This window comes from Noviherbaspirillum cavernae (genome assembly GCF_003590875.1).
Classification (GTDB): Bacteria; Pseudomonadota; Gammaproteobacteria; order Burkholderiales; family Burkholderiaceae_D; genus Noviherbaspirillum; species Noviherbaspirillum cavernae.
Window position 1 is genome coordinate 2594722 of record NZ_QYUN01000002.1, and the last position, 21242, is coordinate 2615963.

The 21242-nt window shown below is 58.5% G+C and carries 22 protein-coding genes and 2 tRNA genes; 14 read left to right on the top strand and 10 right to left on the bottom strand.

What is annotated here, in order from left to right; genetic code table 11:
- Positions 1 to 13 precede the first annotated feature (13 nt).
- Entirely contained in the window at positions 14 to 226 is a 213-nt protein-coding gene (locus D3870_RS12150; RefSeq protein ID WP_147375784.1) for a hypothetical protein, read from the top strand.
- A 111-nt stretch (positions 227 to 337) separates the two neighbouring features.
- The gene (locus D3870_RS12155) at positions 338 to 763 is read left to right on the top strand and encodes an OsmC family protein (protein ID WP_119739438.1); all 426 of its coding nucleotides are present in this window, start codon (positions 338 to 340) and stop codon (positions 761 to 763) included.
- A 20-nt stretch (positions 764 to 783) separates the two neighbouring features.
- On the opposite strand, the gene D3870_RS22335 is transcribed toward D3870_RS12155, so the two are convergent.
- Positions 784 to 960 carry a hypothetical protein gene (locus tag D3870_RS22335; protein WP_158590446.1) on the bottom strand — a complete coding sequence of 59 codons (177 nt, stop codon included), beginning with the start codon at positions 958 to 960 and terminating at the stop codon, positions 784 to 786.
- 298 nt (positions 961 to 1258) lie between these two features.
- On the opposite strand from D3870_RS22335, the gene D3870_RS12165 reads away from it, so the two are divergent.
- A complete protein-coding gene (locus D3870_RS12165; RefSeq protein WP_119739442.1) occupies positions 1259 to 1738 on the top strand; it encodes a septal ring lytic transglycosylase RlpA family protein in 480 nt (159 codons plus the stop codon).
- A 79-nt stretch (positions 1739 to 1817) separates the two neighbouring features.
- On the opposite strand, the gene D3870_RS12170 is transcribed toward D3870_RS12165, so the two are convergent.
- The 3 genes from D3870_RS12170 to D3870_RS12180 form a co-directional block, all read right to left on the bottom strand.
- On the bottom strand, positions 1818 to 2891 hold the full coding sequence (locus tag D3870_RS12170; RefSeq protein WP_119739443.1) for an AI-2E family transporter: 1074 nt from the start codon (positions 2889 to 2891) through the stop codon (positions 1818 to 1820).
- Positions 2892 to 2987: 96 nt separating this feature from the next.
- On the bottom strand, positions 2988 to 3596 hold the full coding sequence (locus D3870_RS12175; RefSeq protein ID WP_242489958.1) for a hypothetical protein: 609 nt from the start codon (positions 3594 to 3596) through the stop codon (positions 2988 to 2990).
- Positions 3597 to 3826: 230 nt separating this feature from the next.
- Positions 3827 to 4174 carry a hypothetical protein gene (locus tag D3870_RS12180; RefSeq protein WP_147375785.1) on the bottom strand — a complete coding sequence of 116 codons (348 nt, stop codon included), beginning with the start codon at positions 4172 to 4174 and terminating at the stop codon, positions 3827 to 3829.
- A 322-nt stretch (positions 4175 to 4496) separates the two neighbouring features.
- Between D3870_RS12180 and D3870_RS12185 the strand changes: the two genes are divergently transcribed.
- Positions 4497 to 5051 carry a ferritin-like domain-containing protein gene (locus tag D3870_RS12185; protein ID WP_119742015.1) on the top strand — a complete coding sequence of 185 codons (555 nt, stop codon included), beginning with the start codon at positions 4497 to 4499 and terminating at the stop codon, positions 5049 to 5051.
- 555 nt (positions 5052 to 5606) lie between these two features.
- A complete protein-coding gene (locus D3870_RS12190; RefSeq protein ID WP_119739447.1) occupies positions 5607 to 6731 on the top strand; it encodes a hypothetical protein in 1125 nt (374 codons plus the stop codon).
- Positions 6732 to 7447: 716 nt separating this feature from the next.
- Here D3870_RS12190 and D3870_RS12195 read toward each other — a convergent pair.
- Positions 7448 to 7538, bottom strand: a tRNA-Ser gene (locus D3870_RS12195).
- A 147-nt stretch (positions 7539 to 7685) separates the two neighbouring features.
- Positions 7686 to 9668, bottom strand: a complete 1983-nt coding sequence (acs, locus tag D3870_RS12200; protein WP_119739449.1) for an acetate--CoA ligase — start codon at positions 9666 to 9668, stop codon at positions 7686 to 7688.
- Positions 9669 to 9988: 320 nt separating this feature from the next.
- Between acs and D3870_RS12205 the strand changes: the two genes are divergently transcribed.
- From D3870_RS12205 to D3870_RS12220, 4 genes are all read left to right on the top strand, one after another.
- Entirely contained in the window at positions 9989 to 10609 is a 621-nt protein-coding gene (locus D3870_RS12205) for a YqhA family protein (RefSeq protein ID WP_119739451.1), read from the top strand.
- Between the two features lie 26 nt (positions 10610 to 10635).
- Positions 10636 to 12171 carry a fumarate hydratase gene (locus tag D3870_RS12210; protein ID WP_119739453.1) on the top strand — a complete coding sequence of 512 codons (1536 nt, stop codon included), beginning with the start codon at positions 10636 to 10638 and terminating at the stop codon, positions 12169 to 12171.
- A 19-nt stretch (positions 12172 to 12190) separates the two neighbouring features.
- On the top strand, positions 12191 to 13042 hold the full coding sequence (gene murI, locus D3870_RS12215; RefSeq protein WP_119739455.1) for a glutamate racemase: 852 nt from the start codon (positions 12191 to 12193) through the stop codon (positions 13040 to 13042).
- 80 nt (positions 13043 to 13122) lie between these two features.
- Positions 13123 to 13198: transfer RNA gene (locus D3870_RS12220), tRNA-His, on the top strand.
- Between the two features lie 507 nt (positions 13199 to 13705).
- On the opposite strand, the gene D3870_RS12225 is transcribed toward D3870_RS12220, so the two are convergent.
- Both D3870_RS12225 and D3870_RS12230 read right to left on the bottom strand, forming a co-directional pair.
- Positions 13706 to 14122: a PRC-barrel domain-containing protein gene (locus tag D3870_RS12225; protein WP_119739457.1), complete on the bottom strand. Its 417-nt coding sequence runs from the start codon at positions 14120 to 14122 to the stop codon at positions 13706 to 13708.
- A 693-nt stretch (positions 14123 to 14815) separates the two neighbouring features.
- Positions 14816 to 15199 (bottom strand): hypothetical protein, encoded by a 384-nt coding sequence (locus tag D3870_RS12230; RefSeq protein WP_119739459.1) that lies wholly within the window; start codon positions 15197 to 15199, stop codon positions 14816 to 14818.
- A 123-nt stretch (positions 15200 to 15322) separates the two neighbouring features.
- Here D3870_RS12230 and D3870_RS22340 point away from each other — a divergent pair, with 123 nt between their 5' ends.
- Positions 15323 to 15517, top strand: coding sequence for a hypothetical protein (locus D3870_RS22340; RefSeq protein WP_158590447.1), 195 nt, complete (start codon positions 15323 to 15325; stop codon positions 15515 to 15517).
- 325 nt (positions 15518 to 15842) lie between these two features.
- Here the strand turns inward: D3870_RS22340 and D3870_RS12235 are convergent, their stop codons facing one another.
- Positions 15843 to 17012, bottom strand: a complete 1170-nt coding sequence (locus D3870_RS12235) for an ABC transporter substrate-binding protein (protein ID WP_277986357.1) — start codon at positions 17010 to 17012, stop codon at positions 15843 to 15845.
- 199 nt (positions 17013 to 17211) lie between these two features.
- On the opposite strand from D3870_RS12235, the gene D3870_RS12240 reads away from it, so the two are divergent.
- The 4 genes from D3870_RS12240 to D3870_RS12255 are packed head-to-tail and all read left to right on the top strand — an operon-like array spanning position 17212 to position 20573.
- Positions 17212 to 18132: a branched-chain amino acid ABC transporter permease gene (locus D3870_RS12240; protein ID WP_119739461.1), complete on the top strand. Its 921-nt coding sequence runs from the start codon at positions 17212 to 17214 to the stop codon at positions 18130 to 18132.
- A 10-nt stretch (positions 18133 to 18142) separates the two neighbouring features.
- Entirely contained in the window at positions 18143 to 19114 is a 972-nt protein-coding gene (locus tag D3870_RS12245; RefSeq protein WP_119739463.1) for a branched-chain amino acid ABC transporter permease, read from the top strand.
- Positions 19111 to 19866: an ABC transporter ATP-binding protein gene (locus tag D3870_RS12250; protein ID WP_119739465.1), complete on the top strand. Its 756-nt coding sequence runs from the start codon at positions 19111 to 19113 to the stop codon at positions 19864 to 19866. Before D3870_RS12245 ends, D3870_RS12250 begins: the two co-directional genes overlap by 4 nt.
- Positions 19863 to 20573 carry an ABC transporter ATP-binding protein gene (locus tag D3870_RS12255; protein ID WP_119739467.1) on the top strand — a complete coding sequence of 237 codons (711 nt, stop codon included), beginning with the start codon at positions 19863 to 19865 and terminating at the stop codon, positions 20571 to 20573. Before D3870_RS12250 ends, D3870_RS12255 begins: the two co-directional genes overlap by 4 nt.
- A 140-nt stretch (positions 20574 to 20713) precedes the next feature.
- On the opposite strand, the gene D3870_RS12260 is transcribed toward D3870_RS12255, so the two are convergent.
- Positions 20714 to 21034: a hypothetical protein gene (locus tag D3870_RS12260; protein WP_119739469.1), complete on the bottom strand. Its 321-nt coding sequence runs from the start codon at positions 21032 to 21034 to the stop codon at positions 20714 to 20716.
- Between the last annotated feature and the right edge of the window lie 208 nt (positions 21035 to 21242).

Genomic DNA, 21242 nt, shown 5'->3' on the forward strand with positions numbered 1-21242 from the left:
CGTTTGACACATGATGACCGAAAAACACGAAGACTCGATGGCGCTTCTTGCCAATGATTTGTACAACAAGCGGCAACGCCTCATCAGAGCGAGCCAGCCCGGTGTCGATATTGTCGATGCGCACACGGCGCGGGCGCTGGAGGCGGAATACCGTGCCGCGGAATCCGAATACACGGAAGCCAAAGCCGCATTTGCACGTGCAATGAAATCGGAAAAGCGCGCCTGATCGTACCCCAGGCTGATCTCCGCCGTTCAATGCGAACGGCGCAGGCTGCGCCCGGGATTTTTCCGTGCATTCCGCCGTCTACCTCCTTCCCTTCCTGGATTGGAGACACACATGAAACGCACAGCATCGGCCGTCTGGAGCGGCGGCCTCAAGGACGGCAAAGGCAGCATCTCGACGCAGAGCGGCGTTCTGAAGGATACGCAATACGGCTTCAGCACCCGTTTCGAAAACGGGCCGGGAACCAATCCCGAGGAATTGATCGCCGCCGCGCATGCCGGCTGCTTCACGATGGCGCTGTCGGCGCAACTCGGCGAAGCCGGCATGGTTGCGGAAAGCCTGAAGACGACGGCGACAGTCATCCTGGACAAGGCCGGCGACGGATTCGCGATCACCGCCGTACACCTGGACCTCGCCGCGAAGATTCCGGGCGCAAATCAGCAGGCGTTCGACGCAGCCACTGCCAAGGCGAAGGCAGGATGTCCTGTCTCGAAGGTTCTCAATGCCCAGATCACGCTGGATGCCAGGCTGGAAACCTGAGGCAGCGCGGCAGCGAAGCCTTACGCCGGATCGCTCGGGTTTCGCACCGGATTGCCCGGCGCAGGAGGCTGTGCACTGCCATTGACACGCCTGTCCGGCGTGTCGCGCAGCGTCGCGCGGCGTTCGACCATGCGGCGCTCTCTGAACTTGTTCAAATCGTAACTCGCTGCCTCGTAAGGCGTTTCCGGACGTGTCATTTCACTGTTCCAATCCACTCGCACTAAAAGAACCACTCGACAAAAAGTGTAGTTCGCCAAGTCTGCCACAACTTAATCTGGAACAAGCTTTCGTTACCTGAAGGCATATTTATGCTCGCATGTCTTTGCGAATTGACAATGCTCGCCATCGCCAAATGCAACTTCCCGGCGCAATCCTTATCAAAAAAATCAGCCTTCGCGCTGTCGCCGGCAATTCGGAAAGAAAGCAGATTCCCGTTTGCCGCGAACACGACCGCGACTTTTCAGACTCTATCCGGCAAACACGGAAACCGTATCGATGCTCGCTTTTCCTGCCCTTTTTCTTGTCATTGTCTGTCTGCACGGAGGCCAGGTTTTCGCCCAGCAGTCCAGACCGGCAAGCAAAAAGCCGACACCGGATCACTCCGGCGAGGCGCGCAAAGGCAAGGCTTCGTATTACGGCAAGCAATTCTACGGAAGGACCATGGCCGACGGCACGCCGATGAATCCGCATTCCAATGTCGCCGCCAGCAGGACGCTGCCTTTGGGCACCAGGGCCGAGGTCAGGAACCTCGTCAACGGCAAGAGCGAAATCGTGGTGATCAAGGATCGCGGCCCCTACATCGATGGACGCATCATCGACCTGTCGCCAAGGATTGCCGACAAGCTCGGCATGCGCCAACAGGGCGTGGTCCCGGTTGAGGTTCGGCCGCTGCATGTGCCGCAACCGGATGGCTCCGTCAAACTCGGCGTCGCGGCCCTGGAGGGAAACCGGGCATTGCTGACCAGCGGTGAATAGCGATGAAGCCGCAATGAATGACGGTGAGTGAGCGATCCGGCGCACCGGATCGCATGCGAGCTCAGTCCGCTCAGTCCGATCAGTCCGGTTTACCGATGCTCCGGCGCGGCTCCTTGCTCGCGGCAAAGATATCCCACGAGGCGATGAACAGCGCGGCGATCACCGGGCCGATCACGAATCCGTTCAGTCCGAACAAGGACAGGCCGCCGAGCGTGGAGATCAGCACCACATAGTCAGGCATCTGCGTGTCCTTGCCGACCAGGAGAGGACGCAGAATGTTATCGACCAGTCCGATCACGAGCACGCCGAACACGATCAAGGTCACGCCTTGCCAGATCGCGCCGGTAACGAGGAAATAGATTGCCACCGGCACCCAGATCAATCCCGCTCCGACTGCCGGCAGCAGTGACAGGATCGCCATCACGACGCCCCACAGCAACGCCCCCTTGATGCCGAGGAACCAGAAAATCATTCCGCCGAGCGCGCCCTGCACGATGGCCACCGCGATATTGCCCTTGACCGTGGCGCGAATGACGGTGGTGAACTTGCTGAACAGGTTTCGCTTGTGTTCCATGCTGAGGGGCATGGCTTCGCTGATGCGCTGCGACAGGATCGTGCCGTCGCGCAGGAGGAAGAACAGCAGGTACAACATGATGGCGAATCGAATCAGGAAGCCGACGGTGTTCTGGCCGATGCTGACCGCCTGTTTGGCGATGAACTGGCTGACCTGCATCACGCCCTCCGAGAGCTTTTCCTGCAGGCTTGCGAGATCGCTCAGGTCGAAGCGGTCCAGCAGCTTGACCATCCAATCCGGCAACGCATGCAGGATCTGCTGGAAATACATGCCGATATCGAGTTCGCGCGTGGAAACTCTCTCGTAGAAAGATGCACCCTCCTGCACCAGCAAGGTCGTGATCACGGTCATCGGAAAGATCACGACCACAAGGCAGAGCAGCAGCGTGGTGATGGCGGCGAGATTGCGCCTCTGATTCATGCGCACCAGCAAGCGCCGGTAGAAAGGCGCGAACAGGATGGCCAGGACCGTGCCCCAGAATACCGCACCATGAAACGGCCAGAGTATCCATCCGAATGCCAGCGACACGGCAATCAGCAAGACAAGGAATGTTTTTTGTTGAAGCTCGGGAGAATTCATGAGGGTGCGCTATCCAGGCAGGCGAAGCAATCAAGTCGGACTTACTGCAAACGCAATGCTACCTGAATGTCACCCGCGGGAATGATTTCGTCCGGGTCATTCCATCCCGATGCGCAGGAGCAGCAGCAGCACATCGCCATTGCCCTTGTTGTCCGAGAGGCGCGGCACGTAGGAGAACAGCAGCTTGACCTTCTCCGTTCCGAGCGAAGCGACCGGCAGCACGACGGGAAAGGGAAATCCGCCAAAGTAGTCGACACGACTGGTCAGCGCGACAGTGACGCCGGCTCCCGCCTCGATGCCGGTCTGCCCCAGCCGCCACATCCACTGATACGCATAACCCGCCATCAATTGCGGATCGCGGTGCGAGTCCGAAATCAGCATCATGTACAGCGACTCGTCATTTCCCTTGGCATTGCGAATCGATTTTCCAAACCCGCCGCCCCATGTCGTTTCATTGAAGCCGTCGAGCTTTTCCTGCGTATAGGTGCTCCGCCCATGATATGCATAGCCCGACAGATACAGATCGGGCTTGCCGGTACTGGCGATGTTGCCGAGGTTATCCGTGGCGCGGTGCCACCAGCTCGCTTCCTCGGCTTGCTGTGCCATGGCGATACCGGGAAAGGCGCCTGCAATGGCGACGATCGCGCAGCCGGCAAGGCGCATGAGAAAAGGCGGGATGGATTGTCGAATGGCGGTTTCGGGCATGCGATCTTGAACGTGGCAATGCGAGCGCTGCCTGTGCTGCCAACGCCTGCGAGAATTTGTCGTTGCCCGATGATCGCATCACCGCGGAAGGCGCATTTTGAGAAAACTGAAATGCCGTGCATGTATGTTGCATACAATTGCACACGAAACAGCACACCCCTCGCTTTCATCCGGAAGCGATTTGATCGCGGACAAGCAACGGTCGTGTTGATCGCCGATTCAGCGGCAGCTCAGGCGACCCCCGCGCCCTTTTCCTTTCGATTTCGCCTTGCCGCAAGCCGGGCCGTCAAGCCGTCCTCGCCTTCTTCCTGCCTGGCCTGGGTATCGACGGTTTTGACACCGGCCTTCAATCGCTGCAGCCGCGCGTAATCCTCCGGCTCATCCTTCGCCATCTGCTTTTCACGCCATTTGTAGAAGACCATGATGCCAAGCGTCGCAGCCACGCCGATCGCCAGTTTTCCCTTGTTATCGCTCAAGGCATTCTTGATGACGCTGGCCGCGCCCGCATCGGTATCCTCCGCGCCGGGATCGGGCATCGGGAGTGGGGTTGTCGCGTCGGGGGAAGGCTTCTGGGACATGCTCACCTCAAATATTCTGCGTGCCGGAATGCTTTTTCAGTGCTTCATGGCGAGTAAGTTAGTTCCTGAATTCAGCAACTGGTTCAGCCCCGAAGCCGGTGCGCCGCTTGGGAAATATCAAATCTGCGTCAATTTGTATCCGTGTCGCAAGAAATCACCCCGGAAAAATCCGCCGCAGAGTCGGCCACGTCGCATCTGCAACCAATAAGGACACAACGCATCGAATGATCAGGACGCATTTCATGATGGCGCGCATGCATGAAATGAGGCCCGTTCAATGTGACGCGTTATGCCGACTCAAACCATCTTGATGGAGAACTACATGAGCAATTCCAATTTCCTGAGCGATATACAGACATTGCGCGACCGCGCACGTCAGCACATCGAGGCAGGCGCGGTCACCGCAGGTTACTCAGCCGACCGCGACACCGTGTTGAAGCTGTTGAACGAGTCGCTGGCAACCGAGATCATTTGCGTGCTGCGTTACCGCAGGCACCATTTCATGGCGAAAGGCATCCATTCGCCCAGCGTCGCGGACGAATTTCTCGTTCACTCGAATGAAGAGCAGGGTCACGCCGACCGCATCGCCGAACGCATCGTCCAGCTTGGCGGCGAGCCGAATTTTTCGCCGGAAGGCTTGACCACACGCAGCCACGCCGAATATATCGAGGCAGGATCGCTGACCGACATGATCAAGGAGAATCTGGTGGCCGAACGGATCGCGATCGACAGCTACAGCGAAATCATCCGCTATCTCGGCGACAAGGATCCGACAAGCCGCCGCATGTTCGAGGAAATCCTGGCGGTGGAAGAAGAACACGCGGACGAACTGGCCGATCTTCTGACGGGCCTGTCCGAGAGCGACGTCAAGCATTGACCGCACCGACTGACTTTCTCGCGAAAGGCGGCGGATGGCCGCCTTTTCTGTATCCGCGCAGTGCTAGTGTTCTGAGTTGGAAATTCGTTGCAAATAAAAGTGATGAAATCGCGACGAGACAAGGAAAAAAGCGCAGCAAGGCCGAGGCCTTGCGAGCACTTTTGACGCGGTATCGATGCGATTCTCGTCATCTTTTATGCAGCGAATTTCGAATTCAGGACATTAGATTCGCACAGACAGCCGGCGCTCCCGGATACGATTTTTCAGCATTGACGCTTCACCTTCACCGGCTTCGACACCACCCGTTCCACTTTCACCTTGATACCCGCTGCGGACGCGAGGCATGAGCGACATATCCGGGCATCGGACAGGCATTTTAGTTACCTGACGAGTTACCTGACGATTTTGACTTTCAGGCAAAACAACTCTATCTTCCTCTCCTGCAACTCTCGCGACAGGCCTGCCGGTGGCAGACGCATCCAACCGCGATGCAAGCCGGTACCAGGTTGCGTTCGGCACCTGTCGCCATCACCTCCAACAACGAAAAACAGAAAAATGAAACAGACAATCTCGCTATCCGTCCCGGCGTCCGAAGCGCCAACCGCCCGCCAGAGCATGCTGTCTCGTCTCGCCCCGCTCGCCGCCGTATTGCTCGCACTGGCACCCGCCGCATGGGCCGGCCAGCAGCTCGACACCGATCCATGCGCGGGCCGCAGCCAAGCGTCCTGCAACGCCTTGGGCGTGACAGACAAGCCATCGATCGCATGGAGAAATACCTTCAGTGCGAGCGAAGGCCAGCAGGTAAGCGCGCGCCTGACCAAAATGATGGAGGTGATCCTGCAAGCGCCGGAACTGCGCGAACCGCGTGGAATGAGCCTGCATCCTTCCATGTCGGCAAGTCCGCCGCCAGCGCATGCCGAAAAACAGCACCCCGCCCTCATCGAAGCGTTTCTGTTGGCCAAGTTCATCACGGTCGAAGACAAACACGCGACGCAGGACAAGAAAACCGGTGCATGGAAAGGGACCGGCGAAGGGCCGATGCTGCGCATGCGTTTCAACGACCTGGGCGCCTTCCTGAGCATCACCCCTATGGACTACGCCAAGCCGGGTCAGTACTACACCGAACCGCCAAAGGTCGGCGAGGTGGGGGGCTTTCCCGTCTACAAAACAGCAGGCCCGGAAGTCATTCTCATCCACAAGCGAGACGCCCTGCCATGGCGGCCGGTTCCGGTGGAACGCTATCTCCAGACCCTGATCTCCGATGAAGAAACGCTGCACGCCGGCTTCCAGAAGCAAATGGCAAGCACCCAGGGTGCCGGAAAAGCCGAACTGGAAAAAGCCAACGCCGATCGTCAGACGCGCATCGACACCATGAAACAACAACTCGCGCAACTCTCGCCCGCCCAACGACAGGCAGGCGCCTGCAATGCCGCCCGGCGCAAGCGCGGCGATATCATCGGACTGGACTTCAATTGCGGCCCCGGCTCGGAGCCGCTGGTCGAGCCGAATCAGGACTACTTCACCCGCTCCGCGCCCAAAGGTTCTCTGCAAGTACTCGCCATCTCCACCACGTGGGGCGTGCTGCCCAGAAACGACCGCATGCCCAATGTCCTGGGTCGGAAACTGCGTGCCTCGCTGTCGGAGATGGATTTGAAGGCGCTGCAGGCAATGATGGATTGAGTTCCTTGCCCGGTCTGGCAATGCTGCCGTCACGAGCGCGGTCTGCCCGGGCCGCGCAGTGAATGAGCGCATGGCTCGCGGCGGCGCATACCTCACGCTTGGATGCACACCGTTATATGCAAATCAAGACCCCATGCCGCATTGCACTCTAAAGTACAGCCATTCCCCGAAGGGCAATGAACACGGTTAACCATGTCTGCGTCCCCGGGCCCAACCTGCTGGATGGAAGTCGACAAGAACTATCGCTTGATGGACGCACGCAATGTGCATGTCGGGCAGACCGATCGGATTCGAGTTCCATGCTGCGCTTTTACGGATGAATCATGGAACGAGTCGATCAGGCAATCGCAATTTTTTTGGCCGCTTTGGTACTTCTTGTGATTGCTGGCGTGCTTCTCATCCCGTATTAGGGCTTCGCCATCGATGCGGCACATCCGTTACCGCCGCACGTATAACACACGCCACTCCTACGCCACCCTCGGACTGATGTCGGGCGCGAAACGAGGCTTTCTTGCAAAACAGCTAGGGCATTCGCAGGCAGTGTTTTTTAAAGTGTTGCCGATTGGATCAGCGGCGAAGATGATGGCCGCGAAATCGACAAGATCGCGGCCGTGCTTGGCGGATTTGTCCCCGGTTTGTCCCCGAAACAGGCAACACCCTGCCCCCTGAAAATAAAAATGCCCGATTCTCGTTGAGAATCAGGCACTTGGAACGCTTGGCGGAGAGACGGGGATTCGAACCCCGGATAGGCTATGAACCTATACACGCTTTCCAGGCGTGCGACTTAAACCACTCATCCATCTCTCCTGAATTCAGGTTTTCGCTTTGAACGAAGCCGCACATTATAGCAAAAAAGTCGGGCAAAAAATTGCACTATTTAAACTCTGACCCGAAAAGGCATAAAAAACCGGCGCAACATCATGTGATGCGCCGGTATTCAGGTGACGATTTCGCTTACTGCGCCTGTTTCAGCTGCTCCAGAATTGCCGGATTTTCAAGTGTCGACACGTCCTGCGTGATTTCCTCTCCCTTGGCGAGTACGCGCAGCAGGCGGCGCATGATCTTGCCGCTGCGGGTCTTGGGGAGGTTGTCGCCGAAACGGATTTCCTTGGGTTTGGCGATGGGGCCGATTTCCTTCGCTACCCAGTCGCGCAATTCCTTGGCGATCTGTTTGGCTTCGTCGCCGGTGGGGCGGGCGCGCTTCAGCACGACGAATGCGCAGATCGATTCGCCGGTGGTTTCGTCCGGTTTGCCGACGACCGCAGCCTCGGCGACGATCTGGTTGGCGACCAAGGCTGATTCGATTTCCATGGTGCCCATGCGGTGACCGGAGACGTTGAGCACGTCGTCGATACGGCCGGTGATGGTGAAGTTGCCGGTGTCCTTGTTGCGGACCGAGCCGTCGCCGGCAAGGTAGAGCTTGCCGCCGAATTCTTCCGGGAAGTAGCTTTTCTTGAAGCGCTCGGGATCGCCCCAGATGGTGCGAATCATCGATGGCCACGGGCGTTTGACGACGAGGATGCCGCCCTGCCCGTTCGGCAGGTCGTTGCCGGTTTCATCCACGACTGCGGCCATGATGCCGGGCAGTGGCAGCGTGCAGGAACCGGGCACCATGGGCGTTGCGCCTGGCAGCGGGGTGATCATGTGGCCGCCGGTTTCGGTTTGCCAGAAGGTATCGACGATGGGGCAATTTTCCCGACCGATATTGCGGTAGTACCACATCCAGGCTTCCGGGTTGATCGGCTCGCCGACCGTCCCCAGCAGGCGCAGACTGGAGAGATCGTATTTGCTTGGATGCACGTTGGCATCCGCGTCGGCGGCCTTGATCAGCGAACGGATCGCGGTCGGTGCGGTGTAGAAGATGGTCGTCTTGTGCTTCTGGATCATGTCCCAGAAGCGGCCGGCATTCGGGTAGGTCGGGACACCTTCGAACACGACTTGCGTCGCGCCCACTGCCAGTGGACCGTAGGCGATATAGGTATGGCCGGTCACCCAGCCGATGTCGGCGGTACACCAGAAAATGTCGGTCGGCTTGATGTCGAAGGTCCACTTCATCGTGAGCATCGCCCACAGCAGATAGCCACCGGAAGAATGCTGCACGCCTTTCGGCTTGCCGGTCGAACCCGAGGTGTAGAGGATGAATAGCGGATGTTCCGCATCGACCCACTCCGGTTCGCAAGTCGCGGACTGGTTGGCGAGCACGTCCTGCATCTTGAGATCGCGCCCGGCGACCATGCCGACATTGGCATTGGTGCGTTGATAGACGATGACGTTCTTGATGACTTCGCAGCCGCCCATGCCGAGCGCTTCGTCGACGATGGCTTTCAAGGGCAGATGCTTGCCGCCGCGCACCTGTTCGTCGGCGGTGATGACGGCCACCGCGCCGGCGTCGATGATGCGCTCCTGCAGCGACTTGGCCGAGAAGCCGCCGAATACCACCGAGTGTGTCGCTCCGATGCGCGCACATGCCTGCATCGCGACGACGCCTTCGACCGACATCGGCATGTAGACGATGACGCGGTCGCCCTTCTTGATGCCGAGCGATTTCAAGCCGTTGGCGAACCGGCACACGCGCTCGTGCAATTGCGCATATGTGACGTTGGCAACCTTACCGTCATCGGCTTCGAAGATGATCGCGGTCCTGTCGGCGTTGCCGTTCTTCAGGTTGCGATCAAGACAGTTGTACGACACGTTCAACTGGCCGTCTTCAAACCATTTGTAGAACGGCGCATTGGATTCGTCGAGCGTCTTGGTGAACGGCTTGTGCCATTCGAGGTTTTCACGTGCGTGCCTGGCCCAGAAGCCTTCGTAGTCGCGCTCGGCTTCGGCGCACATGGCCTTGTATGCCTCCATGCCAGAGATGGTCGCGTTCTTCACGAACTCCGCCGGAGGATTGAATATGCGATTTTCCTGTTTGAGCGTTTCAATGTCTGACATGGTTGTCTCCGTCTCTACTTTAATGTGGTCAATGCACGATAAGTTGAACGCATGACAAGGTAAGCTTTTACGCTTACTCAAGCCTTACATGACTTTTCCGGCACTACTGCGCCGCATCAAGAATTATCGTTTTTCATGCCATGTCCTAACGACGTCGCATCAAGCTGGCCGCCAGGCGCATTTATATAATTTCATGGCATTTTGCCATCGGGGTTTCTCATCGCCGCACGGCGTGCGCAATCGCGGAACCCGCCGCAGAGAAACGGCCTGCGCGTGTAAAATGCTGGGGTTCCGTTTTCGTTTCAAATGAGAAAGCCTGAATGAAGATTAACGATACTCCCTCCTCTTCCGCCAAAGGTCGCATCCGGCCGCTGCCCAATCTGATTTTCATGAGCCGCTGGCTGCAACTGCCGCTGTACCTCGGCCTGATCCTCGCGCAGTGCGTCTACGTATTCAACTTCTGGGCCGAACTGGTTTATCTGATCGGTGCCGCATTGGGCAACAACGATTCGCTTCAGCATATTCTCGACGCGGTCGCGGTTCAAGGCGGCACGCGTCCGACCGGCCTGAACGAAACGACAATCATGCTGGTGGTGCTGGGTCTGATCGATGTCGTGATGATTTCGAACCTGCTCATCATGGTCATCGTCGGCGGCTATGAAACCTTCGTCTCGCGCATGAACCTAGACAGCCATCCGGACCAGCCCGAATGGCTATCGCATGTGAACGCCTCGGTGCTCAAGGTCAAGCTGGCGACTGCCATTATCGGCATTTCCTCGATTCACCTGCTCAAGACCTTCATCAACGCCCATGCATACGATGTGAAGACGCTGCTCGCGCAAACCGGCATCCATGTGGTGTTCCTGCTGTCGGCCCTCGCCATCGCCTACAGCGACCGCCTCATGGCCGTTGCGCATGACCACGCCAAGAATTCCCATTGAACCCCAGCAATCAACTTCCAGCCACCATGACCATCATCAAGCAAGAAGACCTCATCGAATCCGTCGCCGCCGCGCTGCAGTACATCAGCTACTACCATCCGGTCGATTACATTCAGCATCTGGCGCGCGCCTATGAAACGGAACAAAGCCCGGCGGCGAAAGATGCCATCGCGCAAATCCTGACCAACTCGCGCATGTGCGCAGAAGGTCGCCGCCCGATCTGCCAGGACACCGGTATCGTCAACGTCTTCCTGAAGATCGGCATGGACGTGCGCTTCGAAGGCTTCAAGGGTTCCATCACCGACGCCGTCAACGAAGGCGTGCGCCGCGGCTACAACCATCCCGACAACGTGCTGCGCGCATCGGTGGTTGCCGACCCGCAGTTCGACCGCAAGAACACCAAGGACAATACGCCGGCCGTCGTGCACATGGAACTGGTGCCCGGCAACACCCTCGACGTGCAGGTCGCGGCCAAGGGCGGCGGCTCCGAGAACAAGTCCAAGTTCGTCATGCTCAACCCCTCCGACTCCATCGTTGACTGGGTATTGAAAACCGTGCCGACGATGGGTGCCGGCTGGTGCCCGCCGGGCATGCTCGGCATCGGCATCGGCGGCACCGCCGAGAAGGCGATGCTGATGGCGAAGGAAGTGTTGATGGAAGACATCAACATGTACGAATTGAAGAAGCGCGGTCCGCAGAACAAGACCGAGGAACTGCGCATCGAGTTGCATGACAAGATCAATGCGCTCGGCATCGGCGCACAAGGTCTGGGCGGCCTCACCACCGTGCTGGATGTGAAAATCATGATGCATCCGACGCACGCCGCCTCCAAGCCGGTTGCAATGATCCCGAACTGTGCGGCGACGCGCCACGCGCATTTCGTGCTCGACGGCTCCGGCCCGACCTACATCGAACCGCCGTCATTGTCGGAGTGGCCAAACGTGCACTGGCTGCCGGACACCGAAAAATCGAAGCGCATCGACCTCGACACATTGACGAAGGAAGAAGTCGCCTCGTGGAAACCGGGCCAGACCCTGCTCCTGAACGGCAAGATGCTGACCGGCCGCGATGCCGCGCACAAGCGCATCCACGACATGCTGGCCAAGGGCGAAAAACTGCCGGTCGACTTCACCAACCGCGTGATCTACTACGTCGGCCCGGTCGATCCGGTGCGCGACGAAGCCGTCGGTCCGGCGGGCCCGACGACCGCGACCCGCATGGACAAGTTCACCGACATGATGCTCGAACAGACCGGTCTGATCTCCATGATCGGCAAGGCCGAGCGCGGCCCGGTGGCGATCGAATCGATCAAGAAGCACCAGTCGGCCTACCTGATGGCAGTCGGCGGCGCGGCCTACCTCGTGTCGAAGGCAATCAAGAACGCCAAGGTGGTCGGTTTCGCCGACCTCGGCATGGAAGCGATCTACGAGTTCGACGTCAAGGACATGCCGGTCACCGTTGCCGTCGATTCCACCGGCACCTCGGTACACAACACGGGCCCGAAGGAATGGCAGGAACGCATCGCCGGCAGCATCGGCAAGATTCCGGTCACGACCGCGTGATGCATCTTGCTGCAGCCTGATGGGCTTGTTTGAGCAACAACAAACGCCGATGGAGACGGATGCCGCCATCGGCGTTTTTGATTCCGGCATCGGCGGACTCTCGGTGCTGCGCCATATCCATGCCGCCCTGCCGCGGGAACATCTGCTGTACTTCGCGGATTCCGGCTTCGCGCCCTACGGCGACAAGCCGGAAGACGTGGTTGCGGCCCGCACAATGGCAGTTGCCGCCTTCCTGATGCAGTTCCGGATCAAGGCGCTGGTGGTTGCCTGCAACACCGCGACCGCCGCAACGATCAAGGCATTGCGCGAGATCTACCCAGCCCTGCCGCTGATTGGTGTCGAACCTGGGCTGAAGCCGGCAGCCGCATTGACTGCAACGCGGACCGTAGGCGTGCTTGCCACCGAAGGAACACTCGCCAGCGCGAAATTCAAGCTTCTGCGCGAGCAGATCGCCGCCGCAACGGACGTGCGCTTTCTTGCTCAGCCCTGCATCGGCCTTGCGGACCAGGTCGAGCTGGGGGAACTGCGTTCCGCCAGGACGGCGGCGCTGATACGGCGCTACATCGAACCGCTGCTGGAACAAGGCGCGGATACGCTGGTGCTTGGCTGCACGCACTATCCGTTTGTGCAGCCACTGATCGAAGATGTGCTCGGACGCATTTCCACTTGGCCAGTCACGATCGTCGACACGGGCGAACCGGTCACGCGCCAGCTTGTGCGATTGCTGGAGCAGCAGAATTTGAGGAAAACCGGCGAAACCGGCGCAGTCGTTTCCGCCTTCACGACCGGCAGTGAAACAGCGCTTGCCCGCGCATTTTCCACCCTGCTGAATCTGAAGCCGAAAATCACTGGCATCAAGGCTCCGGCGTGAGCTGCAAAGGAATTTGCCAGCGCGCCATGGATTTTGTATAATCACGGGCTTGCTCGACGTTAGGTCTGGCAAGCGCAATGGTGGCCGTAGCTCAGTTGGTAGAGTCCAGGATTGTGATTCCTGTTGTCGCGGGTTCGAGTCCCGTCGGCCACCCCAAAATTCTCGCGTAAGTTCAAACACTTACGCGCATCAATCCTCAGGGCTGAACGCAATTTTCCAACGCTTTTTGGGATTTTCCAATTGGCGGACCTGAAGGCACGCCCTACTTCACCTTGAGAAATGCCGAATCGGAATCGCGATTATCGTGGACCGGCATATCCTTCGGGTCGTAATACTCCACCGATTCAAGCACCGGTTCTACTCACGGCCGGCATACTGCTTGATCGCGTAAGCGATCCTCATCTTCCATTTTGAAAGCGTCGACCCGTGCTCGGGATCGAGATAAGTGATCGTGTACCGGGGCAATGAATAATCGAGATCCGGACGGCTCATGCTCACATATGTTGGATTTTTATACAGCATATGCCGCATGTCTCGGCATGCAATAAATGGCTGGATCGCACGTCAAACATACAAATATGTGCGAACTGAACACGGCCCCCTTACCAGCGGGAACAGGCCAGAACAGCAGCCGCTGCTCCGGTCTGCTCCTTTGTAAGATGGTTAATGGATCATTGAATCGCCCGTTCCACTTGCACCGTAGAACGACCGAATGCCGCTGGCCCAAGACGTATCAGCCATGTCCGGCCAATCATCTTTGTCAAAGCCCGGCGCATTCTTGAGGCGGTCCTTGTCAACATTGAGCACGAAGCGCTTGTTGGTTGTATCAAGCTTTAAAGCATTGAATGGGACGGCGAACAGCTTTTCGCCGATGCCCAGGATGCCGCCGAACGACAATACGGCATAAGCCACTTCGCCACTACTCATGTCCAGCATGAACTCCTTGATGTCACCCAGCTTTTCTTCCTGCTCGTTATAGACGTCTTCGCCGGTCAGCGTGCCTGCTCCCATCAATGCAGGGCCAGGACCCGCGCCGGTTTTCCGGTACATACCATAGACATCGCGATCGAGATAACTCATGTTTTCTCTCCTAATAAATGCAACGTACAGACATACACCCCCACGACACAACGTCGCAAGGGCGCATGCCTTCTACGGACAGGGTTGAATTTACGCGGACCGGCAACTCCCTATCCGAGCTTGCTTTCGCCACCGTGGTCACGCATAAATCGTGCCTCTGGATTCCGGGGAGATGACCGATACCGGAGCGATTCGTGAAGCGGGAGATTCAAGAATTTCTGGAACCCTTACCGTCCAGAATCTCAAAATCATGGCGGCGAAATCCTGTACGGCGGCGGGCAGCCGAATATGCGTCAAACTCGTGAGTGGCTGCGCAGTCTGTGAAACGCAACCGAACAGGTACCGACGACGTCGCGTTTTTACATGTCATCGTAATAATTACGAATGCAGGGTGCTCTCTACGGCCACGCCATGAACTTTCAGTGCATGTAACGGAAGTTCGGAACGATTTGTCCGGCTGCGCCACTCGTCGACGCTCTCGCCCGAGTACGGCGACAAGTAATTAGTTTCTTGCTGAAAGCGATTTTCCCAGCGCTTCAAAAACGACGCCGCTAGCTGGTGTCCGCCGAAAACACGCAGACACAAAAAAAGCCCGCGCCGGAACCCGACGTGAGCCTGTGCAGTTTGTACAAAAGGCGCCCATCACCGGGCGCACACGACAACGGAAGCTGCAGCAGGCTCCCGCTGCAAGACCTACTTCTTGGCGCCGCCCGGTGGGTTCAAGTCAATATTCCCTTCGATCGGTGCCTGTGCGCCACTCGCTTTCAGTTCCTTGTTCGCAGCCTGCTTTTCTTTCTTGAGTTCATCCTTGGATATCTTGTTGGACTTGTAATCCGATTTTGCCTGGGCCTTCTCGTTGCGCCTTTCGATGAATGGATCGCTTGATTTCTTTGCGCCATCGCCGGTCGTTGCGGGTGCGCTTTGTGCCGCGGCAATACTTGTCAAGCCAAGGGCAACAGCACCAATAATGAGTTGATGAATTTTTTTCATACCGAATCCCAATGAAAGATTGTTGGTGGAGAGAGAGACGCACAGCGCATTGAAGTCCGATGAAGTGCAAAAATTCACCTTCAGCATCAGTGTTTGAATTTTTTACGCAGTCATGTGACTTCCACACAATTGACAATAGATAAACTGCGAAAGTTCATCACTTTTGCGCAAGCTTAGTCGTGCAAAACAGATTTCTGCATCTGAATATCGATGCATTTGAAAGATGGAAATTTCAACGCAATGGCGCGTCCGGCAAGCAATCCGATGAAGCGGCGTTGCCCCATCAAACTTGTCGCGTTGATGGTTGTATTGGACAGGAAAACGGTATTTGGCAGTGCCATTTCAGCTGCACATGGGTATGACCATGCAGGAGAAGCGCGTTCTTTTACGCGCGCGCCCCGGTGACCTTCGGAGTCAGTTCCTGTTGTCGATCTCGTCCAATTCCAGCAGCAGATTGATGCACCGTTCCGCAATCCAAGCGCAAAGCAGAATGGTTGACAGCATGGTCGTCGCAATAATCATGGCTCACCTCCCTGCTCATGGGTGACGTCAGGCAAGCAAACAGTTCCGTGCGCGGTGTTTTTTACAACGACACGTACGAAAAAAGTCGGGAGGCATGGGCTGCGGCGAAATTAGGCCAGAGACAGGGCCGCGTTGAAGCGATGAGTGGCGGAGGGTGTTGCGCGGAATCGGCCGGCCCGCGTGTCGCGGCCGGCCGGATGCGGAATGATTACTTCATCTTGCAGGCAGATGCATAGGCATCGCCGTGGTTGGTAAACACGGTGCCGAGGGTACGGTTGGTGATGCGACCTTGCGCATCCTTGCCGATCACGCGGGCGTAGTAGTTCTGGATCGGGTACTGGTTGTTGTTGAACTTGAAGTCGCCGCGGACCGACTTGAAGTTGGCTGCCTTCAAGGCCTTGCCCAGCGCATCCTTGTCTTCGATCTTGTCTTTCACGCCGCGCACGGCGGAATCCATCAGCATCGCGGCGTCATAGCCCTGCGACGCGTACAGCGACGGCAGGCGGCCGTACTCCTTCACGAAGTCGGCGACGAAGCGCTTGTTCTGTGGATTCTCCATGTCGTGGCCCCATTGCGAGGCGTTGAACATGCCGAGCATCGGCGCGCCGACCGCCTTGATGATGTCTTCATCGGCGGAGAAGCCGGGGCCGAACAGCTGCGCATTCTTCGACAGTCCGGCATCGACGAACTGCTTGATGAAGTTGATGCCCATGCCGCCCGGCAGGAAGATGTACACCGCATCCGGCTTCAATGCGCGGATCTGCGCCAGCTCCGCGCCGTAGTCGAGCTGTCCCAACTTGGTGTAGATCTCGTCGGCGACCTTGCCCTTGTAATAACGCTTGAAGCCGGTCAGCGCGTCCTTGCCGGCCGGGTAGTTCGGCGCGACCAGCGCGACGTTCTTGAAGCCCTTTTCAAAGACGTGCTTGCCGACCGCTTCGTGCAGGTTGTCGTTTTGCCATGCAACGTTGAAGAAGTAGGGATTGCACTGCTCGCCCGCGTATTGCGAGGGGCCGGCATTGGCGCTGATGAAGTAGGTCTTCGAATTGAAGATGGACGGGCCGACCGCCAGCATCACGTTCGAGAACACGATGCCGGTCATCATGTCGACCTTGTCTTTCTTCACGAGCTTGTCGACGAGCTGCTTGGCGGCATCAGGATTCTGCTGATCATCGCCGCTGATGACTTCCACCGGCAGATTGCCGAACTTGTTGTTGAGATGCTTGAGCGCGAGCGAGAAGCCGTCGCGGATGTCCACGCCCAGGCCTGCACCTGCGCCGGACAGTGTCGTCACCATGCCGACCTTGACCTTGTCGGCGGCATGCACGCCGCATGCAGCGGATAGCGCGAGTAACAACGTGGAATAACGCAATAGCTTCACAATCTGCTCCTTGTCGGTTTTTTTGAAATGATGCTGGATCGGGGTTTTGCAGCCACAACCGGCCTCGGGTTCCCGCCGCTTCCTGCCTGCTGCAATATACTTTAGCTCGCAAAAAAATGCATGCGGGTCTTTTGCGCTTCTCCCTATTTCGGATACGCTACCGGTCGCCCGCGCCCGAGGCGCATCGACAAGGACAACCATGGATATCACGCTCGTCACCGAGCACGCACTGAACGGGCTGCAGTTCGGCTTGATGCTGTTCCTGCTGGCGGCCGGCCTGACGCTGGTGTTCGGCATCATGGACCTGATCAATCTCGCGCACGGTTCGCTGTACATGGCGGGAGCCTACTTTGCCGCCACCTTCACCGCACTGACCGGCTCGTTCTGGTTCGGCACGCTGCTGGCCGTCGCCGCCACCGCCGTGCTGGGCGTGGTGCTGGAGATCAGCGTGATGCGCCGCCTGTACGGGCGCGATCATCTGTCGCAGGTGCTGGCGACGTTCGCGCTGATCCTGATCTTCAATGAAGGGGCGCGCATGATCTGGGGTGCGCAACCGCTGTCGCTCAACGCGCCGGAACAATTGTCCACTCCGGTTGAACTGCTGCCCGACTTTTTCTATTCCTCGTATCGCCTGTTCATCATCGGCGCGGGCATCGCGGTGGCGATCCTGCTGTATGTGATCGTGGTGAAGACCCGCATCGGCATGCTGGTGCGGGCCGGCGCGTCCAACCGCGAGATGGCGATTGCGATGGGCGTCAACATCAAGCTGGTATTCACCGTGCTGTTCGCGTTCGGCGCGGCCCTGTGTGCGCTGGCGGGCAGCCTGCTGGGGCCGATCCTCGCGGTGCAGGTGGGCATGGGCGAGAGCATTCTGATCCTTGCCTTCGTCGTCATCGTGATCGGCGGCATCGGCTCGATACGCGGCGCGCTGGTCGGCGCGCTACTAGTCGGTGTCGTCGATACCCTGAGCCGCACCCTGCTGCCGCTTTCGCTGAAGATGGTGATGCCGGCCGATATCGCATCCGATCTTGGTCCTGCCCTTGCCTCCATCCTGATCTACGTGCTGATGGCGGCCGTCCTGTTCTTCAAACCGCAGGGCCTGTTCCCTGCCCGCGGTTGAAAGGTTGCACATGCAAAGCAAGCTGCATCATCGCTTCTCTCCCATCGCCTCAATGATCCTGCTGGCGTTGCTGATCGCGTTTCCCCATCTCGCCACGCTGACCGGACAGGATTTTTACATCGGATTCGCCAGCCGCCTGATGATCTTCGCGCTGGCCGCGACCAGCCTGAATCTGGTGCTCGGCTTCGGCGGCATGGTCAGTCTGGGCCATGCCGCGTATTTCGGCGCGGGTGCCTATACGGTCGGCATCCTGATGCAGCATGGCGTCGCATCCGCATGGATAAGCTGGCCTGCCGCGATCGCCGTTGCCGCGCTGCTGGCGGCGGCGATTGGTGCGATCTCGCTGCGCACGCGCGGCGTGTACTTCATCATGATCACGCTCGCGTTTGCGCAGATGGTGTATTACGTCTTCATCTCGTTGCGTGCCTACGGCGGGGATGACGGACTGAACCTGCCGGCACGCTCCGCCACCGGTTTCGATCTGGCGTCCGATACGGCGTTCTACTACGTCGTGCTGGCCTTGCTGTCGCTGTCGATTGCATTCGTTCATCGCCTGGTCAATTCGCGCTTCGGCCGCGTGGTGCAGGGTATTCGCGAAAACGAAACCCGCATGGAAGCCATCGGCTATCCGGTATTTCGTTTCAAGCTGGTGTGCTTCGTCATCGGCGGTGCGCTGGCCGGGCTGGCGGGCGCATTGATCGCGAACCAGAACATGCTGGTCAGCCCCAACCTCATCCACTGGACACAATCGGGCACCCTGATGGTGATGGTGATCCTGGGCGGTGTCGGTTACTTGTCCGGCGGCGTGATCGGTGCGGTCGTCATGCTGTTGCTGGAGGAAGTGCTATCGAGCTATACGACGCACTGGCAACTCGCGCTGGGCGTGGTCCTGCTGGCGGTCGTGCTGCTGCTGCCGCGCGGCCTCGCGAGCCTGTTCGGTCGCCGCACCCGATCCACCAGCAAACAAGGGAGACAGGCATGACGCAAGCCATTCTCGAATTGCGTGATCTGGTTAAACGCTACGGCGGCCTGGTGGCAACCGATCATGTGAACCTGGCAATTCACGCCGGCGAAATCCACGCCATCATCGGCCCCAACGGCGCAGGAAAGACGACGCTGATTCATCAGATATCGGGCGCGCTCGCACCGGACAGCGGCAGCATCAAATTCGCAGGAAAAGAGGTGACGCGGCGCACGATGCACGAACGCGTCGCCGCCGGCCTCGTCCGCTCCTATCAGATAACGAATATCTTCAGGAACATCTCCGTGCTCGACAATCTCGCGCTCGCGGTGCAGGCCAAAAATGGCAGCAGCATGCGATTCTGGCGCGCGGCAATTTCCGAAAGCGCATTGTTCGAGGAGGCGCGCGCGATCGCGGAGCGTGTCGGCCTCGGTGCGCAGGTCACTGCCATCGCCGGCAATCTGGCGCATGGCGAACAGCGCAAGCTCGAGGTCGGATTGGCGCTGGCAACGGCACCCAGACTGTTGCTGCTGGACGAACCGATGGCCGGGCTGGCACATGAGGAATCGGCGAGCTTCATACCGCTCATCGAAAGCCTCGTGCCATCGCATGCGGTGCTGCTGATCGAGCACGACATGGACGCGGTGTTCCGCGTCGCGCATCGCATCTCGGTACTGGTGGCTGGACGCATCATTGCCTCCGGCACGCCGGACGAGATTCGCGGCAACGAGGAAGTCAGGAAGGCCTACCTGGGCGATGAGGTGACAGCATGAGCGCAATTCTGCGCGTGGAAAACATCGAGACAGCCTACGGCGAGAGTCAGGTGCTGTTCGGCGTCAGTTTCGAGATCGAAGCGGGCAAGGTAGCCACCCTGCTCGGCCGCAACGGCATGGGCAAGACCACCACCGTGCGCTCCATCCTCGGCCTCAATCGCATCAAGGCAGGTCGCATCTTTTTCAATGGCGTGCAGATCGACCGGCTGACAGCTGATCAGGTGGCGCGGATGGGCGTGGCAATCGTGCCGGAGGGTCGGCAGATATTTCCCAATCTGAGCGTCAAGGAGAACCTCATTGCGTTCGCCGCCAATCGCTGCGCGTCGAAACAGCCATGGACGCTCGACAGGGTCTATGCGCTCTTCCCCCGCCTGCAGGAACGTGCACACAACATGGGGAATCAGCTATCGGGCGGCGAGCAGCAGATGCTGGCGATCGGCCGCGCGTTGATGACCAATCCGCATTTGCTGATACTGGATGAAGCGACTGAAGGACTTGCGCCGCTGGTGCGCGAAGAAATCTGGCGCTGCCTGGCAGAACTGCGCGCGATGGGACAAACGACATTGATCATCGACAAGTACGTGCAACGCCTGATCGAACTCGCGGACCAGCATACCGTGATCGAGCGCGGCAAGCTTGTCTGGTCGGGTGATTCCGAAGCGCTGCGCCAGGCGCCCGATATCTGGCATCGCTACATCGGCGTGTGAGTCGTTCGCCGACTCCACACGCACCTTGAACATGCGCGGCATGCGACACGTGTCGCGCATGTCGCCGCGATGCGGCACCCACCATCCGTTCCATCCATTGCCGACGATCATGCATGATCACCGGCAATTCACGTTCCCTCTCAGTGCAGGGAAGGTGCGTTCACTTCCGGCGTGGCGGGCTTCGGCTTTCCTTGCGCATCGCTCAAGCGATATTTCGTGCGGCGGTCGCCCATCAGATCGCGCAGATCGCGAATGCTCATGCCAGTGGTTTCATGCATGCGGATCAGCAGGGATGCGCCGATCGGCAATCTGCGATGACGGATCTTGCTGATGACCGGAGGCGCAACTTCGAGCATGCGCGAAAGCGCTGCATCGTTTTTCAGGTTCATCTTTTCGAGCAATGCATCGAGCAGGCGGTTCGGGTCGTATGTTGTCTGATCGATCAGTTCGTGTTGGGCCATGATTTCCTCTTCAAATGAGCTGTGGGTCAAGATGTATGTGTTACACCTGTAGCAGATGACACCTTGATCACGCGTAAGTTTCCTGATGCGACACAAATTGTGTCAAAAATATTGATTCATCCGTTATCAAGCTGCCTGGTTCCGTCGCATCCACATGCATGCGACGCCTTGCAGGCAGCGGGATTGCGCAGAATGCGTTAGCAGAGTT